Here is an 18,716-nt window from a genome sequence, read left to right as displayed (position 1 = left end):
GGCTGGGCTTCGTACTGGCATCAGCGAATTATTCGCGAGCTTGATCTGACTAGCGATGAAACAATTGAGTTTGCTAAGCTAAACTCCTCTGTCGTGCAGCCATCCCGGCACACCTTGAATCCCTATTATTTGGGCTTGAAAATATTCGAGGATATCGAACGCCGATTCGATAATCCAACGAAGGAAGAACAAGCACGCTTCGGACGCGTCCCCGGCAAGGGCAGAGAAAAAATGTTCGAGGTACGCGAGCTCGATTCCGATATTTCATTCATCCGCAACTATCTGACGAAGGATCTGGTTAATGATCTCGATCTGTACATTTTCGAGAAAAAAGGCCCTGAGTGGAAAATTACCGATAAGTCGTGGGAGAAAATTCGCGATCAGCTTGTTTATTCAAAAGTGAACGGTGGGTTTCCTAGCTTGATGGTCAAGGATGGGGATTTTAATCGTGTGGGTGAGCTTTATCTTATTCATGAGTATGAAGGGATGGAGCTCGATCTGAAGTATGTTGAGCGTACGCTGCCTCATGTCGTTCAGCTTTGGGGGAAAAACGTTCATCTAGAGACGTTTGTTGAGGATAAGAAGATTGTGTTCAGCTGTGATGGGAAGAAGACGAGTCGGAAGTTTGTTTGAGTTAAAAGGATAGTGCTTCTTAATTCTGCATTTAAGAGCAATCATGTATAATGCTAATACAAAAAAACCGTTCTTATTCGCTTGGGGACTGACCCCATAACGTGAGACAAATCAAAACACCTTCAAGAAAATGCAACCATGTCATAAGATATGGTGACAACCTTGGAGGTGTTTTTACGTTGGCAACAAGAGTAAGTTACCCAGTGGAAGTAATTTTTCACCATTTAATTCCTGTTTAAAGCAGGTTCTAAGACTACAAACTCAAAAATCCTGTTTGTTTCAGTTGCTGTGTTCCGTCGGGAATCCCTGGCCGATCCTCAGAATGTACGAGAATATGCCAAGTCCCTTTCGGAAACGCTTGTTCCATGAATAATGGCTGGGGCAGCCAAACCCTGAATAGATTTGATTCACTGAACTCATTACCCGCGGATGCATAATCACACATTACTAGCTTGCTTTCTTTATGTCCGACGAAATGAGACGGTCTAATAAGAAAAGGTACCTCAAAAGCCATCCATACTCCTTCGGGCTTTGTTGCAGCAGACACAAGATCAATGTAGGTTTCTTCATCGGAGCAGTTATCCAGGAGAACATAATCAATGTTCCAGTCTTGGTTGTGCTTTCGCTCCATCTGTTCATGATCGAGCCAAAGACTGACATGCTTCTCTGCGTCGGAAAGCCGGCTGTCTAACGCAAGTACAATCGGTCCCACCATGACGGACTTATGGTTTATACTCCCCGGCGCCGTAATCACACGTCCCCTTAAATCCAGCTTCAGGTGAATTTCGTCCCCCGATTTCCATTCTCTGTGGATTTCCGTATACGTTCCGGGTATGCAGACAATCCGCTCGCCGTTTACTTGAAGCTCGGTTTGTCGGCTCCATGCTGGAATACGAAGCTTTATAGTATAAGTGCAGCTTTCACTCTGCTTAACCTTGATTCTAATTTTGTCCAGTTCAGGATAGGCTGTCTCCATCTCAAAGCCGACTTCATCTCCATTGTTCACTCGTCCACTCCAATTCCCTTGATAATACAAATTTATGGCTATACCAGAATCATCGTTCATGACCGCCCACCCGGACGCGGTGAGGAGTCCACGCGGACCATTCGCCGAACAGCAACTGCATTGCACGAGTGGGACCTGCATATGACTAGGTACACGTTCCCCAACCAATGGCGAAAAATATGCCCACCAGTTGCCACTCGGAACCATTGCGCTGAGCAATGCATTGTATAGCGTAATTTCCATTTCATCTGCCCATTTCGGATCACCTGTAAGACGCATCAACTGGTAGCAATATTTGATCCAGGTTGTCGTGACACAGGTCTCCATAGGCTGTTCCAGCAGTTCAGTCTGTCTTTTAGCCCCGTCGCACCACAATTCACCGCTGGAACCGGAACCTACGATCATAGTTTCCTTTTCTCTTACCAAATCGGCAAATTTGATAGCAGCTTCAAGGTACTCCTGTTTTCCTGTAGCCCGGTACAATTCGCACACGCCTTCATAACAGGACATCATCTCGTAACCTTTAGGTGATGCAATTTTCAAGGGTACAATTCCCGCAATGGCATCCTCGATAAGCCGGATTCCGTTCGGATTGTAAATGCTTGGCTCGCTCCAAAGCGAAACGAGGTACTCGGCGAAATCCAGGTACTTCTGATCACTTGTTCGCAGAAACAACAATACGACAGGCTCCAGGATGGAACAAGACGATAATGCCTCCAAGAGCGAGAGCCCAGTTTCCGTCAGCTTTTTTCGGCCTGGACCAGATATCCGAATAAGCTCGTCCGTGGCTAAAACAGCCGCTTGCAATGCCTCCTGTTTTCCGGTCAAATCATAGTAGGCGATCAGTCCAAGCAAGGCATACTTTCTTCCCCAGATGTCCCAGTCCCCAAAATCTTTCTCATAGCTGCTGATACGGCCATCCTCCGACTGCGTATCTATCAAACCCTGAACCGCGTCAGCCAAAATCGCCCCGTGATGATCAGTTGGTTCAATCTGATAGGCCAGTACTGCGGAGGTAAACCATTTGCCCCAAAATTCCCCCCCCCAACTACCGCCTTCATCCGTTTTATCCCGAAACGGGATCTGGAATAAAGCATGGTTAGCGGCCATGACGCCGTTGTGAATACAGGAGGCAATTCTTTGCCCCAGATATCCTTCAATATGTACGCTTCCTTTGTTGGATGGTGTTAAACGATCCGTTGCATTCAATTTCATCTACCAACACTCCTTAAAGCATTTTATAAATTCCTTATAACGCCGATAAAACCAAGCCGGAAATTTGTCCCCTTACAATTAGGGGTATTTCCATGCACCACTTCCAACTCAAACCGATGATGACTTTCTTGCAACGAGTCCGAAACAAGATAGAGGGAAAACAGCCCATCATCTGACAGCCACTCCGGCCTTGCACGGTCTGAGAAAACCCACTCCGAATCATCAATCCGGTAGTTAAATTCAGCCGCCTTCCAACCGAAATCCAGACCTAATGCCAGACCCTTCCCATAAAAGGAGAAGACAAGCTTCGCTCCCACTGCCGATGTCTCAAGCACTTGATCGATCCAGACGTGATGCAGCCACCTTTTGAGTACCCAGGGACCTTCAATAGATGCGGTTTTCAGAGAAAGAAGAGATACTGAATGCCATAATCCATCAAACATGGGTACAGGCAATGATGTCGGAGCAGCTTGCGATTCAGCTTGAATGTATCTTGCACTCTCCGTCTCAAGAAATGCGATCACACCTTGGGCATAGCTCAAACTGCCCCGTGTCGATGGGTGAAGTCCGTCAGGCAGCCATTCTTCCCAGCTGAATCTCCCTCTTTTGAGTTCGCTCAAAGCATGGAGCCCCACCCACACAGACCCGATTCCATAATGCTCCGCCAGTTGTTCGAATTCCGCTACGGATGCCGGCAATTCTGCTTGCATCATGGCTGTATACATATCCTGATGGTAGGTGTATACAAGAATGACATCGCAATTCCCATTGGCAAGGATAGACCTGATCAGCGTTTCCCTTGTTTTATTTCTCTGCTCGGATCCAACAAATAGATCATTAACCGCATATTCGATAAACACCAAATCACATCCACGGTCAATGATATCTCGTTGCGCTCTAAACACCGCCAAATCGCTGCCAGTAGCCCCAATAGCCGCGTTCTCAATGCATATTTTAGCGGAAGGAAATTGTTCGCTAAACCATGTGGCAACCGGTTCGGGCCAGTTGTTACGGGGCCTCCCGTCCGTTATTGAGCCGCCCATAAAGCCGATCGTTATTTCCCCTTCATTTAATGAACGCCAAACATGCGATAATACATTTCTATTTGTAAATTCATYCAACCATATACACCCCGCGTTCTATTTAAAGCGCTACATCACATCTATTAAAAATACCTATAGTACCGGAATTAACCCCAACTGATTATCCCGCATCGTATGATGCACATGCATCTTAAATGATATTTCAGCCTCTTAATTGATGAATTGCAAATATTGAAGCATCCGCTTCAGGATGGTGACAGCTTGAGCTCGTGTCGCTTCTTCCTTAGGGGAAAATGCGGAATCTGACAAACCCTGCATAATATTTGCATATCGGTTGATTTCTACCGATTCCAACGCCCAATCGGAAATATCTCCCTGATCTGCGAATGGGTCAAGAACGAATTCCGCCGGATTGACCATTTTACCGGTGAATTCTATCGCTCGCGCAATCATCACAGCCATCTGCTCACGTGTGATGGTGTCGTGCGGTCGGAAAGAACCGTCTTCATAACCATTGATTATCCCTGCCTTACTGGCTGCTCCGACCGAACCTGAGAACCAAGTCCCTCCTCTAATATCCGAGAATTTCAAATCTGTTACGGCAGTGGACAAACCAAGGGATCGTACGAGCAGTGCTGCGAACTGTGCCCTTGTAATACTTGCATCTGGTACAAATTCCTTATTAGTGATCCCATTAATAATAAGTTTGTTTGCCAGCAATTTGACATCCTCTGAAGCCCAGTGTCCAACAAGATTGTTAAAGGATCTCTCCGATTCAATTACTGTGTAAATACTGTTATGAGGGGAATATATCGTTATCTCAAAACGATTATCTTTACGGGAAATGACTGAAGGGATAAAATGCAAGCCGTTATCGTCATCAACCCATACTGCTGTCACTTTCGAAATATCCGAAGCAGCAGCAAACGAAAGTGTTCGACTGATATAGATGCCGCCGAAATCCGTGGCTTCTTTTCCATCATATTCGACTTTGAAATCTACAGGACTTGCCAACATCTGCATAAATCCCATTTTTTCAACTTGGCTTTCTATGGAACCTGCCATTTCTTCGGCTAATTTTGTAATCGTTATGGTGATCTTCGTATCCCTCGGAATATTCTTCAAAATTTTTGCAGGAAGTAGATAACTGGCGCCAGCCACCTTTATTAGTAAGCCTGCATCAGACCATTTCTCTGCCGCATCGAGAAGAGCCGAAGCCGGAATATCAACCTTGACCACAGGATCCGTGTTCTGTACCTCGAGTACGAGTGCTGATTGTTTGCTCAAGGAGAAAGCTTGCGTCAGGACGTCCGCAGTCACCGGAACTCTGACTACTGTTTGATTATTGTCATTTTTTTCTCTAGTCACAGGAACTTGCAGACTGATGTTGCCTAATTTAACATCGGTAGTAATTGTCGATTTATCGGGATGGCCAGTAGGCTTTTCTCCTTCACTTGGCGGCAAAGCTTCTCCCCATACCTTAAACTCTCTGCTACTTGGCCAAGCGTTGGCATCGGTGAGCGTCATTCGTACATATCGGTAGATTCCTTCTACTTCTTCGGTAATCATTGGACCTTGCATGCCATCATTCATTCGATCAACAAGGGTCTCCCAGTCCGAACCGTTCGCCGAACCTTCGATCTTGTATTTGTAGGTCTTGATATCCGTGTCCGCAAACCATTGGAAGACATGAGTCAGGGTATACTTCTCGCCGAGATCGACTTCAAACCATGATGGATACTTTACACCATCCACCAGCCATCTTGTCTCAGGATTTCCATCTACGGCAAGATCCGGGGAGAACACCGCATCTCCTCCGTAATTGGTGTATTCCGAAGCGGTTACCTGTTTTTTGTAAGCAAGATTCATTTTCTGTCCGGTGATATTGACAAGAAAGTTACCCATTACTCCCGAACCGTCTCCAGCCACCGCACGAACGAGAACCGTTCCGTTTTTATTGGGATAGAGCAGCCCATTGTTATTAATAAATGCCACTTCCGTCGGCGATTGGCCGTCTTCAGCCCAGACAGACCATGCAACGGCTTTGTTTGTTGCATTTGCAGGCAAAACATCGGCAATCATCTGTAAACTCTGCCCGTTTAACGTGATTTCATTCGTTCCTCCCTCGCCCGTAACTTCAATGGCAGCTACGGGGATATTGTCCGGGATGACTTCGCCGGTACTGCTATAGATTTCGAGCTCTTTGCTGGACGGCCAGGCATTGGCTTGAAGAAACGTCATTTTTACATACCGATAGCTCCCATTGACCGCTTCCGTGATCTTATCACCGGTGACACCCACTATACTGCGGTCTACCATCAACACCCAGTTTTCACCGTCTAATGAACCCTCTATTTTAAATTTATAGGTTTGGGGTACTGCCGCGTACTGAATGATTGTACCGAGAGCTTTAGGCTCTCCCAGATCAACCTGTAACCAAGATGGATATTGCACGCCATCTACCAGCCACCAGCTATCCATATTGCCGTCAACTGCGTTGGATGGATAATAGATTCCTGCTGCGCCATAATCGGCATAGGTAGAGGCGGTTACCGTCTTACCCCGCGCAAGGTTCTCAGGCTGATTGCTGATTGTGATGATTTTCTCGCCCTTTAATTCCGGCTGACTGTTGTCCGTCACTACCACTTTCACCTGACCGTTTGACTTAGCCGTTAGCAGACCATCGCCAGATATGGAAGCCTTAGTTGTGGGCGTGACCCCATCCATCTCGTAAACTTCCCACTTGACGGACATAAAACCGTTATCACCCAGTGGCTCTGCTTGATAGTCCATTTGCAATATTCCATAAGGCTGGGGAATGGTGTCTGCTCCATTTGCAGTTGTTACAGTCAAACTTGTAGCATTCTTAATGGTAAGCAACTGCGGAATCTGATTTTTGTTTGGGAGCAGATTGTCCGGTTCGGTTGTCGCGTCGGAGAAAATTCTTCTAATTGCATTGATGTAATCGAAACCATACTTTTCTGTAGGGGCGATATAATGGCCCTCGGCATACTCATTCCAGTTGTCGAGAAGCAGCAATCTGCCGCTCAAATTCCCATCGGATTTAGAATTCATTCTGGTTTTTGCTTCGTCCAGAAGTCCTTCATACAAATTCGGGGGGATCTCCCAGACGGGTGCAGACGTGCCCCACGGCCGTGCATCCCAACCGCTTGATACAGTCATAATATAGGGAACTTCACTGTTAGAATCGAAATTATTCCACGAATCGATGTGAGACTGGACATAACTCTCAGACGTGATATTCGCGTCAGTTGGATACGTATCCATAAAGGTCGGGATGTGATAGGAATAAATATAATCGATTCCGATCTCTTTAGCGGCATCGAAACTTTGTGTTGTATTCGTGTTCTCGGCTGTCATCAGGATAACGCCAGGATAACCGGCAACCGCCACTGCCTGGCGGAATTGGGTAATGGCATTCTTGGCCTTCTCTTCGCCACCGACATCGCTGATGAATTTGGACAAGCTGTAGATAGATAATATTGGCTTGCCTTCAACTTTCAGATAATTGGATTTGGAGAAATACTCCTCGATCCAAAAGGGGACCACATTGTTCAGAAAATCATTGATGTCCGAGACACCTTCGGCTGAATCATTGGAATTTTCCCATTGTATGGCCCATTTCAAATACTCCCTATGCTGAGCGCTGTTGGCCAAGGAGTGCGTCAAGCCATCAAAGGAGGACATAACCGGGGCTTTGCCCCCATTTCCTTTTTGTCTAAACCAGCATGAAAACAAACCATCTATGCCGTTCTCGACAGCCATCTTGATCTGCCAATCTGTAGAGACATCGTAATTTTCATCATAATAACCCATGAGGGGAGTTCGCTCCGGATAAAGAACGGGGTTCGTGCTTTCCCAAAAATATCTGCTTCCCCACAAGTTACACGACTGCGCCACTACGATTTTATCACCGGTATCAACAGGAACAGGGGTCGGAACCAGATCCCGAGGCTGAGCATAAGTTTCGCCTTTGACTTCGAGCTCCATGCTGCTTGCTGGGCTCCCGTCTCCAGAACCGGTAATCACAAGCCTGACAAATCTGTATCTTCCCTGTACAATTTCTTCTATTATGCTGCCGTTAACACCTGATTGGGTACGGTCAGCCAGAATGGACCAGGACCAGCTGTTTGGCGTATTTTGATTGGAACCTTCAATTCTGTAATACCAAGTGGTTTCTGTCTGAAAATGCTGTTTCACTACCCCCAGCGTGGAGATCGCATCCAAATCAACGATAATTGTTTGAGGGAATGTTGCATTCGCTGCTACCCATCCTGTGTTAAGATCGCCGTCTACTGCTTTAACTGCAGTATTGATCCCCAGGTGAGAGGATGAGTCGGCGCGGCTTCCCAGAGCTATATTGGCATACCCGTCCTCATCATTTGTCGTTTCTGACGCTTCAACTTCATTCTCTTCCAGACCGATAATGCCCAAACACGGCAAGAAAATTGAAAGGATTAAAATACAGACTGCGATTTTGTTCATTCGTTTCCGATACAAAAATCCCATCCCCTTCCACATATTTACTTCTATACTGTCCTGAAAGCTTCACGTACAGCTTCCAAATAGGAAAAGCCATATTTTTCGGTAGGAAAGATATAATGCCCTTCTCCGTATTCATTCCAGTTATCCAGCAGAATTATCGTACTTTCCAACCCGCCGCCGTGCCGGGTATCAAGCTCCTGTCTAGCCGTTTCGCATAATCTTTGAAAATCACAGGGTCCAAGGCGCCATGTTTGGTCTGTGCAAGAATAACCCCACGGTTCCGAGTCCCATCCCATGGAACACGTCACGATATTAGGAACAGCCCCCAGGGACTGTTCTTCCCAACATTTCTTCTGCGCGAGTATAATGGAATCGGGATTGTCACCGAAGAATTCCGCTCCGGGATTGGTAGAGCCATCTGCAAACGTAGGCCAGTGATACGAGAAGCTGTAATCCAGATCGATATCTTTCATAAGCTGATTCCGCTCTGTTATCGGCCCCCAGCAATATTGACCGAAAAGGATCAAACCTTTGAATCCAGCCTCTATACAGCGCTTACGCATGTTCTCAATCGCTCTTGCAGCATGAAGACTTCCACCAAGTTGCTCAACCAGCAGACCGATATTGTAGATCGATAGAACCGGCTTACCATCCAGTACAAGGTAATTGGATCTGGAAAAGTACTTTTCCACCCAATATGGCAGCAGATTTTCAATGAGATCGCTTTCAGAATCCACTCCGGAAGCGATGTCGTTAGCGTTCTCCCACATGATCATAAATTTCATTTGATCCCCGTACCTGCTGTGTTCCAGACCTCTTAGCCAATGATCGTATTCGGCCGTAATCGGACGCTTCCCCAAATTATTCTTAGATCGATACCAACAGTTCATGAAGAAGTGAATTCCATGCTCTATCGCAAATTTTATCTCCCAGTCAATGACTCGTGGGTTCGCCTCATCATACCAACCAAGTACAGACTTTCGATTTGTAAAAGGCTTGATTTTCTCCCAAGCGGAAGGGCTGTTCCATAGATTGCATGCTTGTGCCCCCACTAGGTATTTACCCGTTTCAATCCGAATGGGTTGTATGGGCTGGCTGCTGTAATCCCGAATCTCGTCGCTTGCCATAAGTACCGCCCCTTTTTTATCAAGAGAACTCCGCCTTTATGTAGATGTAAGGGGGAGTTCTCATTTTGCCTGTCTTTATATGGAGATTAATTATCAGTTAAGCTCCGAGAGGGCTTTCTTCATTTCCCCGTCCCAGAAAGTGTAAACCTTGTCAATCCCCATCTTCTCAAGTTCCTTGATGATCTTCGCTTTGTGACCGACGAAGTCATCCGCAAGAATGAGCTTGATGACCTCCTGGTTCAGATAATTGACGATACGGTCCGAAATCAGCTTAATCTCATCTGGCTCACTGGGCGGCAGCAACGGAGAAAGTTCTGCCACGCGTGTTTTGCCGTACTCTTGGCCCTTGGGCGGTATCTTGTTCGGAAATTCCGCATTGTAGTACGAAGTGATTTCCTTTTTCAGCGCATTTTCGGGCTTTTCCAGTTGGATCTTCATGTAGGTTTGACTATTTCTGAAATCAAGTGGATTCTTAGTGCCAGGGATGAACCCCGTTATATCTAGTCCGGATTGGTTCGCATATTTCCGATATCCGAACTTCAAGGCATTTTCGGCGTCTTTCTCGTTCTCGAAATAAGTATCTGTATACTTATACTCACCGTTCTCGATTACCCAATCCTGTCCTTCGATCCCATTAATAATCGTAAGCACGCCTTCAACAGAATATAAGTAGTTGATCAATTCCATTGCTCTTTCTGGATTTTTCGAGTCTTTGCTGATTGCATACACAAAGTTTTGTCCTTTGTTTGCCGTATTGTAATAATAGTTTTCTCCACTCATAGGAATTGGGTTGTCTGCGGTCCAACCTTTGTCATAGATCTTCTTGGATTGGAAATAGGCGTTTGATCCGCCAATCACCCAGTTAATATAGGTGGCAAGTACCTGTCCAGTATTATATTTCTGAACAGCCTGATCATACTTTTGCGTCCAACTGTCCGGATCAATGAGCCCCGCTTTGTTGGCCTTATTCCAGAAATCAAGATCAGTCCAGAATCCCGAGTTTTCATTCGTGTATTTGTTGAAGTATTCGAAGGACTCCCTGTCGATTTGAAGAATATTCGTCAGTCCGCCTATCACCTCTGCTCCTTGACGTCTTACGTTCCAGTGATCGGCCAGTATTCCGTAGCCCCAGTCCAACCATAATGAGAACCCATGGTAAGACTTTCCGTCTTCATTTTTAGGATGAAGCTTTTTCATCTCTGAGACAACCTTGATATAATCATCGGGTGTTTCGATTGCCGGGTAACCGAGCTCCTTGTAATAATCCCATCTTACATAGGGACCCGCCCAGATCGTTTCAGGCAATACTGGGCCGTCTGTGCTAATTTCGGAGCCAAGGAATTTTAATTGCCCATCTCCAAACATATCTTTATAATAAGAAATCGTTTCAGGACTGATGTTCTTTTTGATGTCTTGTCCATATTTTTCAAGAAGTGGTTCCATATCAATAACTAGGCTTTTCATTTGATCAAAGTTCTTCTTGGGAATAACCATAATATCTTTCAGATCGTTAGTGGCGAGAATGGCTGCCAGCTTCTCATCGGATGGCTGGGTTTCCATATCGAGTTCAATATTAAACTTCTCTTCGATATGCTTCATAATCGGATCGTCCTGACGTCCTGTCGGGGAACTGGCCCACAATTCTGCTGCCCAGAATGACAAGCCTATCTTTTCCCTCGGATTTTCTTGAGCGACTGTCTCTCCTTGATTAGTTGGCGCTTGTTCACCTGCGTTATTGTTTTTCTGCTCGCGATTGTTACTTGTGCAAGCAGTGTTAAACGCGAGTGCAGCAATGAGGATCACAGTTGACAATTTTCCCATTCGCCTCTTCATACCCATACCCCCTGATATTTTTAAAATAATGCTTATTGTAACCTGCAAGCAGGGCAATAACGAAAGTTATCCTTTTACCGATCCAAGCATAATGCCCTTTACAATAAACTTTTGCATAAACGGGTATACAAGTATGATCGGAAATACCGTTACCATAGTGATTGTGGTCTTGATCGAAAACGAATCAAGTTGCTTGTTGCTCGCAACATTTTCCAGACTGATATTACCCTGCATTGCTGCTCTGGCAAGAGACTCCGCCTGCTGCAGGTAGTTGTAAAGCATGAGCTGTAACGTTTGAAGATTCGGATTGGATACAAGGAAAAAATTGTCCTGCCAGGAATTCCATTGGCTCACCGCATTAAACACCGCTACAGCTGCGATTACCGGCAGACAAACCGGTGCTGTAATCCTCCACAAAATCGTAAAGTATCCAGCTCCATCGACTAGGGCCGACTCCTCAAGCGCAGTCGATATCGATTCCATGTACGTCTTGATCAAAATAACTGCGAAGGGTGAAATCATTCCAGGCAGTACATAGAGCCAAAAGGTATTGTTTAACGCTAAGGTTTTCATGATAACGAACCAGGGTATGAGTCCGGCGTTAAAGAAAAGCGTAATCACAGTAGCTCTATATATCCACTTTCTACCTGGAAGAACATTCTTAGTTACCACAAATGCCAACATTATGGAGAAGAACAACATCAAAGCAGTTCCAACGATTGTTCTTGCGGCAGAGATACCGAAAGCCATCAGGATTCCGTCTAACTTTAGAACACTTTTGAAATTATCTAGATGGAATCCGATTGGAAAGTAAAGCACCTCTCCCATAGCTACAGCGTGCGCATCACTCACAGAGGCAATAAAGATATAATAGAAGGGATAGATACACAAGAGAGTAAAAAGCAAGAAAACTGTTGCATTGATAATTTGGAATGTATAATCTCTCTTCTTCATCGTTTTTCCTCCTTGTTAAAATATCGACTGGTTTCTTAATTTCTTCGAAATATAGTTGGCACTTAACAGCAAAATAATACTGATAACTGTCTTGGCCATTCCGATTGCCGTAGACATCGGATAATTGTTGAGTGTGATGCCAAGCCTATAAACATACACATCCAGCACCTGAATCTTAGATTGGGTAAGCCCATTCTGAAACAGAAAGTATTGTTCAAATCCCGTATTTAGCAGCCCGCCGATATTCAACAACAACAGTGTGATGAAAGTGGGAATCAGACCGGGCATAGTGATATGCCACATCCGCGTGAATCGACCCGCCCCATCCACCGAAGCTGCATCGTATTGTTCTTGATCGATCCCTGCAATTGCAGCAATATAGATGATGGCTCCGAAGCCCAGCGATTTCCATATCGAGATGGCTGTTTGAAAATACCAGACAATGTCGGAGTTTGCCAGAGGGTTAAGCGGTTCAGAGATCCAACCCAGATTGAGCAATACTTTATTAAGAATGCCATCCCCTGGGGCAAATATAGCGTAAGCAAACGAGAAGACCAGAATCCAACTGATAAAATTGGGAAATGTGCTTATCGTCTGAATAAGCTTCCGTAGTCTGCTATTCGTCATCTCCATAAGGAAGATGGCGAATATTACAGCAATCGGCGTAGATAAAAGACTGAGAAAACTAAGAACAAGAGTATTACGCAGCACGTTGGACAACTCAGGGTCGTCAAACGCGAACACAAACCACTTAAAGCCCACAAACTCGGTATCTAACAATTTGAGTCCCGGTTTGTAATCGAAGAATGCCATGGCCCAACCCGCCAATGGGAGATAAGAAAATACGATCAAGATAATAACGCAAGGAATTGCCATTAGCAGTAGGGTTATTTTCCCTGAATCCATCCTCTTATTCCTTTTGGCAATGTACACCTTCTGTTTATTGACCTGCAAGTTGTTTGTTGACATCTAAGTACCCCTAATCTATGATATGTTTGATTTCTGAAATCCTATAGGTTCATAGTAATACGATCTCATAATGGAATGCTATTCTTAGAATTTTAGGAATTTGCAATAATTATGAATTCTTTCCTGGAGGTTAACCAAACGATGATCTCACTGTATTCCAGGTTTATTAAACGAAAATTTTTCAATCGACTTCTTATCATATACACGGCGATCATTATCCTTACGGTCATTCTATTCAGCATGTCCGTCATTCACAGTCTGAAGCGGTCGGCTGAACAAGACGGTCTTCACAAGGTAAAAGAAAGCGCTTCCATTGCAATGAATTACCTGGAGGAAAAATCCGAATCTGTAACTTTACTGACAAGACAGATTTATCTTAATCCAGTACAACACCAAAGCATGATGGACTTTCTTTCCAGGAAAATTACCAATTACAACGAAGTTGATTATATGGGAGCATCTGTGATCAATAACTACCTTAATGCAGTTGCATCCCTGGATAACGATATCTTTGATGCCGTACTGTATAAGAAGATCAGCGAAGACCTCATGTTTACCTCTAATTATTTGATCTTGAACAGCCAGAGTTTCATTGCGAACAACACATCCTCTTTCAGGAAAATGGACGATGCTTTTTATGGTCTCTCGATTACTCCCTCATATCTTCAAGATTATGCAAGTTCAAAGCAATTGCGAGTTTTTTCTATTTCATCGAACATCCGCGCGCCCTTTGCCCTTTCCGATGAGGATAAGACTTCATTGTACAACCGAAGCATCGCCATCCTGACCGTAAACTATAACGCAGAACGAATTGTCCGCCATTTCGACAAAATTGTTAGCGGTAAGTTTTCACCTGAAATTATTGTGTTAAGTCAAAACGGTGACGTGATTTTGGACACTACCGGCGAGTATTACGGGAAGACATACCCTCATTTCCGACAAGACAGTCCGACACCGATTACCCATTTGGAGCAAGCCAGTCTCGTCAGTTCCTTTTATAATGAGAAACTAGGCTATTATGTCGTAGCTATACTGCCGCGCTCTCAAATTATGGTTTCTATCCAGTCCTCCATAAACACGGTTGTACTTATCGCTGCGGTGTGTGCGGCGTTTGCCTTATGTTTCGGTATAGTCAGTATTCGGTTATTCTCAAGAAGGGTTAATCTCATCAATAAAGCAATCCAGAAAGTACAGATGGGCAATTTGAATTACCAGATTCCCGTCAGCAAGAATCAGGATGAGATCAACAGCATAGCGGTTAATTTCAATCATATGTGCAATATGCTCAAGGATTATATCAATAAGATCTACATTTCTGATTTATTGCAGAAGGACGCCCAGATCCATGCGCTTCAAGCCCAAATCAATCCCCACTTTCTTTACAACACACTGGAAGTAATCCGAATGGAAGCATTGTCTTATGGAGATGAGAGTACAGGGCATATGATTGAGCTTCTTGCCCAACTATTCAGAAATAGCATCAAAGGAGAGTTGGTCGTTACGATCAAAGATGAGTTGGAATTCTGCAACAGCTATCTCGAACTGTACCATGTCAGGTATAGTAATAACCTGGTATTCGATTTCCGAATCGATGAAAGCATTCATCGATTCGGTATTCCCAAGCATCTTTTGCAACCGATCATTGAGAATGCTTTGATTCATGCTGTAGATCATTCAAGACCCGAAAACCATATAACGATCCAAGGTTACAGAAAAGAACAGCAGATTGTGATTGAAATATCGGATGACGGGCAGGGGATGAATGACTCAACGAGGGATCAAATCAGAGAACAACTCAGTATCACTAGTGAAATAAACCACAATAAAATTGGTCTTTCCAATGTTCATAGGCGTATTCAATTATTATTCGGTAAGGAATACGGCGTGGATATTGACAGCAAATCCGATAGGGGCACTACCGTACGTATATGTATTCCAACAAAAAGCCGAGAGGAGATGTTGAGTGATGTACAAAGTTTTGCTGGTTGATGACGAGCCGAAAATTATTCAAGGATTGCAGCGTTTGATTGATTGGGAAGACTTCGGCATGGAGGTAGTCGGTACAGTCCAATCCGCAGCGGAAGCGATGGCGATCATGGAATGCGAAACGGTTCACGTCCTGATTACTGATATAAAAATGCCTAATGTGGATGGACTTCAATTGATTGAGTGGACAAAGTCCTTCAATCGGCTAATCAAATGTGTCATTCTTAGTGGTCATGCCGACTTCCCGTTGGTGAAAGAAGCAGCTGTGCTCGGAATTGAGAATTACTTGCTCAAACCGGTAAATCGGGAAGAATTGTCCGACACACTTATTGGTATATACTGGAAAATAGAAAGTTATTTATCTGAACAAACACAGTTGAGAAGCGATGCAGTCATTCTGAGAAATAATATTATCAACCGTTGGCTAGTGAATCGAATCGGACGCCAGGAACTTGAGCAAAGAGCCGATTTGCTAAACATCAAATTTGATTCTCCTTATATCATCGTCAGCTTAATAAAGATCTTATATAGAGATTCCGATACCGATCATGACAGGGATTTGATTCAATATGCCGCCGAGAATATTTGCTCAGAGCTTGCAACGTGGGCTGTTACAGTCTGTGATCCCTATGGACATATCGTATGTATATTTCCTAGCGATTCTGAAGACAAAATCCTGCAAATCCAGAATGTTTTAAAGGACTGCTCTGAATCCATTACAGCCTATCTTAAACGTGATGTGTTTATCACGATCGGGACCCGGGAAAGGGAGCTGCCCGACGTCCATCTCAGTTATAAACGTGCTCTGCATTTAATGGATTATAGCCTTGTAATGCCAATGAATTCAATTATGGATGACTCGGAGCAGTCTCCCCTGAAAAGCATCATTCCAATCAACATCGATTATAATCGGCTACAGTCTTGTTTGATCAACGGGAATGGCGCCGGAGTATTGACCTTTATTGAGGAAACTTTATCCGAACTATCCAGTGTAGGAGGTGTTTCGCCTTCGCTCGTACAGAATGTCACTATTGAAATTGCCCACCACTTGCTTAGCTATACCCATAAAATAGACCCTGATCATGCGTTTCAGATGAAAAATCAGGGAAGTCTTGTAGCAGAGTTGCAGCAACAACAAAACATGGATGAACTAAGGCTATGGCTTAGTTCGCTAGCACAGACAACTTTTCAGATTGCTCATCTGAGAGACGATGATATGAATCCGATCATCAAGCGCATACTGGACTATGTTGACCGTCATTATATGGAAAACATTTCACTCAAAACCATTTCCAATGCTTTTAATGTGAATGCGGCGTATATGGGACAACAATTCATAAAGGCCATGAATGATACTTTCTCCAACTATTTAAACATCAAACGTATCGAGAAAGCCAAGGAATTGATTATGACAACCGATTTGCATCTGCAGGAAATTGCGATCCGAGTCGGTTATCATAACCAAAGTTACTTTAACAATATGTTTAAGAAACATACCGGTGGTTACCCTACGAAATACAAAATAACTGCAAGAGCCCTTTATTCCTAGCTACTTGCGTATTTTCACATGTATACAGATTAATGACGATTTTTTGTAGATAACTCGTCTATATCTTTTCCTGTATTGTACCTATTGGAATAAATTATGCGCTTGGATGTTTGAAAAACAGGATAATACTAGCGTGATGCGGGGCTATTCGATAAAATAGCGGCTTTAAATACTTCGCGTGGATAAATTTTAAAATAATCGAATAAAAAAAGACAGATTGTTAACTTATTAATTAGATAAGAAACGTTATATCGAAATGGTGCAAAAGGACAGCGAGCGCTCGGAGTGGAATATCCCTTCCTCCTCTTAAGATGACTTGTGGAATCTGGACCCGGATCGCATCGCTGCCGCCGCATCAGCCGCTCAATCGCAGGCCGCTGACACCAAACGTTTTCCGCCACGGCCAGAAAAAGATCTCATCTGGTTCATTGAGGAGTACTCCCCTACTCTGGAGGATTGGCATCAGCGAATTATTCGCGAGCTTGATCTGACTAGCGATGAAACGATTGAGTTCGCTAAGCTAAACTCCTCTGTTGTGCAGCCATCCCGGCACACATTGAATCCTTATTACTTGGGCTTAAAAATATTCGAGGTACGCGAGCTCGATTCAGATATTTCATTCATCCGCAACTACCTGACGAAGGATCTCGTTAATGATCTCGATCTGTACATTTTCGAGAAAAAAGGCCCTGAGTGGAGAATTACCGATAAGTCGTGGGAGAAAATTCGCGATCAATCTTTTGTTTAAACTCATGTAGTGCTTCCCTGGCAATTTTTAACCACTGTTATAGACTTCAGTAATCCAGTTATCACTAGAACCTTTTAACGAAAATAGCCCCTAGAACGATGTATAAGTTCTAAAGAGCTATTCATTGTACACGAAATGGCTTTCCTGATAGTCTGATTTAACCTACCAAGATCATTTACCCGATCAATCCGCTGCGCTCTACGCTTTCTACGAAATAGCGCTGTGCAAACATATACAAAAGTACGATCGGTGCAATAAACAGCAGCTCGCCAGCGTTTTTAACCATATAGGCATAGAGTGGGTCCGTCATAGAGAAGGAAGCCCACATGACAGGCAACTTGGTCGATAATACATCTGTTGATGTCAGGAATAGAGAGACGAAATAATTGTCATTCCACTGCCACACGAACGAGAATAGGACAACTGTAACGATCGATGGAATGGCATTAGGCAGCATGATGCGGTAAAACGATTGAAAAACGGTACATCCATCAATGTAAGAAACCTCCTCCAGCTCCATAGGAATGCCTCGGAAAAACTGGAGAAAAATGAAGATAAACAAACCGCTCTTTATTCCCATACCGGTAGCAGATTGAAGAATAAACGGCCAATAGCTGTCCAGAAGATTAATCCCCTTCTGTCCGGTGAACAACTCGATAAGACCGAATACATCGAAGTAACGATAATTGAGATAAGTTGTAATCATAATCGTTTGCACAGGCACGATAATAGTAAAGATAACGCCCCCGAATAAAATCTTACTCCCTTTAAAGCGCAATCGCGCAAATCCAAATGCCGCCAGAGAACAGGAAATCACTTGCAGGAGAGTCGAAACTCCCGCAATCGTAAATGAGCTCATGAATGTCTTCGGATAGCGGAGCGCCTCAAAGGCAATTTTTAGCGTATCCAATGTGAAGTTTTTCGGAATCCAAAGTACGGTTGTATCATACAAATCCACACGATCCTTAAACGACACCGATAGCTTGAAAAACAGCGGATATAAAATCACAAAGCAAAAACCAATCACGAGTATCGTTCGAACAGTCACCCAGCTCCAATGCTTGCTCCAATTAAGCAGGCTGAATCGCCTTGCACGTTCTCTCCAAGCTGTTGCGCTTGAACGGATGGCCAGCTTCACTGTATTCCC

At 44.2% G+C, this 18,716-nt stretch carries 11 protein-coding genes and 1 pseudogene; 4 read left to right on the top strand and 8 right to left on the bottom strand.

Going from position 1 to position 18,716, the window contains the following annotated elements; translation table 11 throughout:
* On the top strand, positions 1–633 hold a 633-nt coding region (locus tag AB4Z50_RS16180; protein WP_441880596.1), incomplete at its 5' end, for a SpoVR family protein.
* A gap of 253 nt (positions 634–886) precedes the next feature.
* On the opposite strand, the gene AB4Z50_RS16175 is transcribed toward AB4Z50_RS16180, so the two are convergent.
* From AB4Z50_RS16175 to AB4Z50_RS16145, 7 genes are all read right to left on the bottom strand, one after another.
* Positions 887–2,854: a beta-L-arabinofuranosidase domain-containing protein gene (locus tag AB4Z50_RS16175; RefSeq protein WP_441880594.1), complete on the bottom strand. Its 1,968-nt coding sequence runs from the start codon at positions 2,852–2,854 to the stop codon at positions 887–889.
* Positions 2,855–2,877: 23 nt separating this feature from the next.
* On the bottom strand, positions 2,878–3,975 hold the full coding sequence (locus AB4Z50_RS16170) for an SGNH/GDSL hydrolase family protein (RefSeq protein ID WP_441880592.1): 1,098 nt from the start codon (positions 3,973–3,975) through the stop codon (positions 2,878–2,880).
* 132 nt (positions 3,976–4,107) lie between these two features.
* On the bottom strand, positions 4,108–8,403 hold the full coding sequence (locus tag AB4Z50_RS16165; protein WP_441880590.1) for a discoidin domain-containing protein: 4,296 nt from the start codon (positions 8,401–8,403) through the stop codon (positions 4,108–4,110).
* A 44-nt stretch (positions 8,404–8,447) separates the two neighbouring features.
* Positions 8,448–9,530 carry a glycoside hydrolase family 99-like domain-containing protein gene (locus AB4Z50_RS16160; RefSeq protein ID WP_441880588.1) on the bottom strand — a complete coding sequence of 361 codons (1,083 nt, stop codon included), beginning with the start codon at positions 9,528–9,530 and terminating at the stop codon, positions 8,448–8,450.
* Between the two features lie 93 nt (positions 9,531–9,623).
* Positions 9,624–11,363 (bottom strand): extracellular solute-binding protein, encoded by a 1,740-nt coding sequence (locus AB4Z50_RS16155; protein ID WP_441880586.1) that lies wholly within the window; start codon positions 11,361–11,363, stop codon positions 9,624–9,626.
* A gap of 66 nt (positions 11,364–11,429) precedes the next feature.
* On the bottom strand, positions 11,430–12,317 hold the full coding sequence (locus tag AB4Z50_RS16150) for a carbohydrate ABC transporter permease (protein WP_441880584.1): 888 nt from the start codon (positions 12,315–12,317) through the stop codon (positions 11,430–11,432).
* A gap of 15 nt (positions 12,318–12,332) precedes the next feature.
* Positions 12,333–13,286 (bottom strand): ABC transporter permease subunit, encoded by a 954-nt coding sequence (locus AB4Z50_RS16145; protein ID WP_441880582.1) that lies wholly within the window; start codon positions 13,284–13,286, stop codon positions 12,333–12,335.
* Between the two features lie 240 nt (positions 13,287–13,526).
* Between AB4Z50_RS16145 and AB4Z50_RS16140 the strand changes: the two genes are divergently transcribed.
* The 3 genes and pseudogenes from AB4Z50_RS16140 to AB4Z50_RS16130 form a co-directional block, all read left to right on the top strand.
* The gene (locus tag AB4Z50_RS16140; protein ID WP_441880580.1) at positions 13,527–15,275 is read left to right on the top strand and encodes a sensor histidine kinase; all 1,749 of its coding nucleotides are present in this window, start codon (positions 13,527–13,529) and stop codon (positions 15,273–15,275) included.
* Positions 15,253–16,821, top strand: coding sequence for a response regulator (locus tag AB4Z50_RS16135; RefSeq protein WP_441880578.1), 1,569 nt, complete (start codon positions 15,253–15,255; stop codon positions 16,819–16,821). The genes AB4Z50_RS16140 and AB4Z50_RS16135 overlap by 23 nt, the downstream gene beginning before the upstream one ends.
* A 310-nt stretch (positions 16,822–17,131) precedes the next feature.
* Positions 17,132–17,566, top strand: a pseudogene (locus AB4Z50_RS16130) (SpoVR family protein); the annotation flags it as partial.
* A gap of 178 nt (positions 17,567–17,744) precedes the next feature.
* On the opposite strand, the gene AB4Z50_RS16125 reads toward AB4Z50_RS16130, so the two are convergent.
* Positions 17,745–18,707 carry a carbohydrate ABC transporter permease gene (locus AB4Z50_RS16125; RefSeq protein WP_305953938.1) on the bottom strand — a complete coding sequence of 321 codons (963 nt, stop codon included), beginning with the start codon at positions 18,705–18,707 and terminating at the stop codon, positions 17,745–17,747.
* Positions 18,708–18,716: the final 9 nt, after the last annotated feature.

Origin of the sequence: Paenibacillus sp. 2TAB26, from assembly GCF_052115145.1 — a bacterium.
Classification (GTDB): domain Bacteria; phylum Bacillota; class Bacilli; order Paenibacillales; family Paenibacillaceae; genus Pristimantibacillus.
The sequence above is the reverse complement of the archived record's forward strand: the minus strand, read 5'-3'. Positions and strand labels throughout refer to the sequence as shown.

Coding starts and splice junctions, on each gene's coding strand:
- AB4Z50_RS16175 (WP_441880594.1), bottom strand. CDS start 2,854: ATGAAATTGAATGCAACGGATCGTTTAACACCATCCAACAAAGGAAGC.
- AB4Z50_RS16165 (WP_441880590.1), bottom strand. CDS start 8,403: ATGAACAAAATCGCAGTCTGTATTTTAATCCTTTCAATTTTCTTGCCG.
- AB4Z50_RS16160 (WP_441880588.1), bottom strand. CDS start 9,530: ATGGCAAGCGACGAGATTCGGGATTACAGCAGCCAGCCCATACAACCC.
- AB4Z50_RS16155 (WP_441880586.1), bottom strand. CDS start 11,363: ATGAAGAGGCGAATGGGAAAATTGTCAACTGTGATCCTCATTGCTGCA.
- AB4Z50_RS16150 (WP_441880584.1), bottom strand. CDS start 12,317: ATGAAGAAGAGAGATTATACATTCCAAATTATCAATGCAACAGTTTTC.
- AB4Z50_RS16145 (WP_441880582.1), bottom strand. CDS start 13,286: ATGTCAACAAACAACTTGCAGGTCAATAAACAGAAGGTGTACATTGCC.
- AB4Z50_RS16140 (WP_441880580.1), top strand. CDS start 13,527: ATGTCCGTCATTCACAGTCTGAAGCGGTCGGCTGAACAAGACGGTCTT.
- AB4Z50_RS16135 (WP_441880578.1), top strand. CDS start 15,253: ATGTACAAAGTTTTGCTGGTTGATGACGAGCCGAAAATTATTCAAGGA.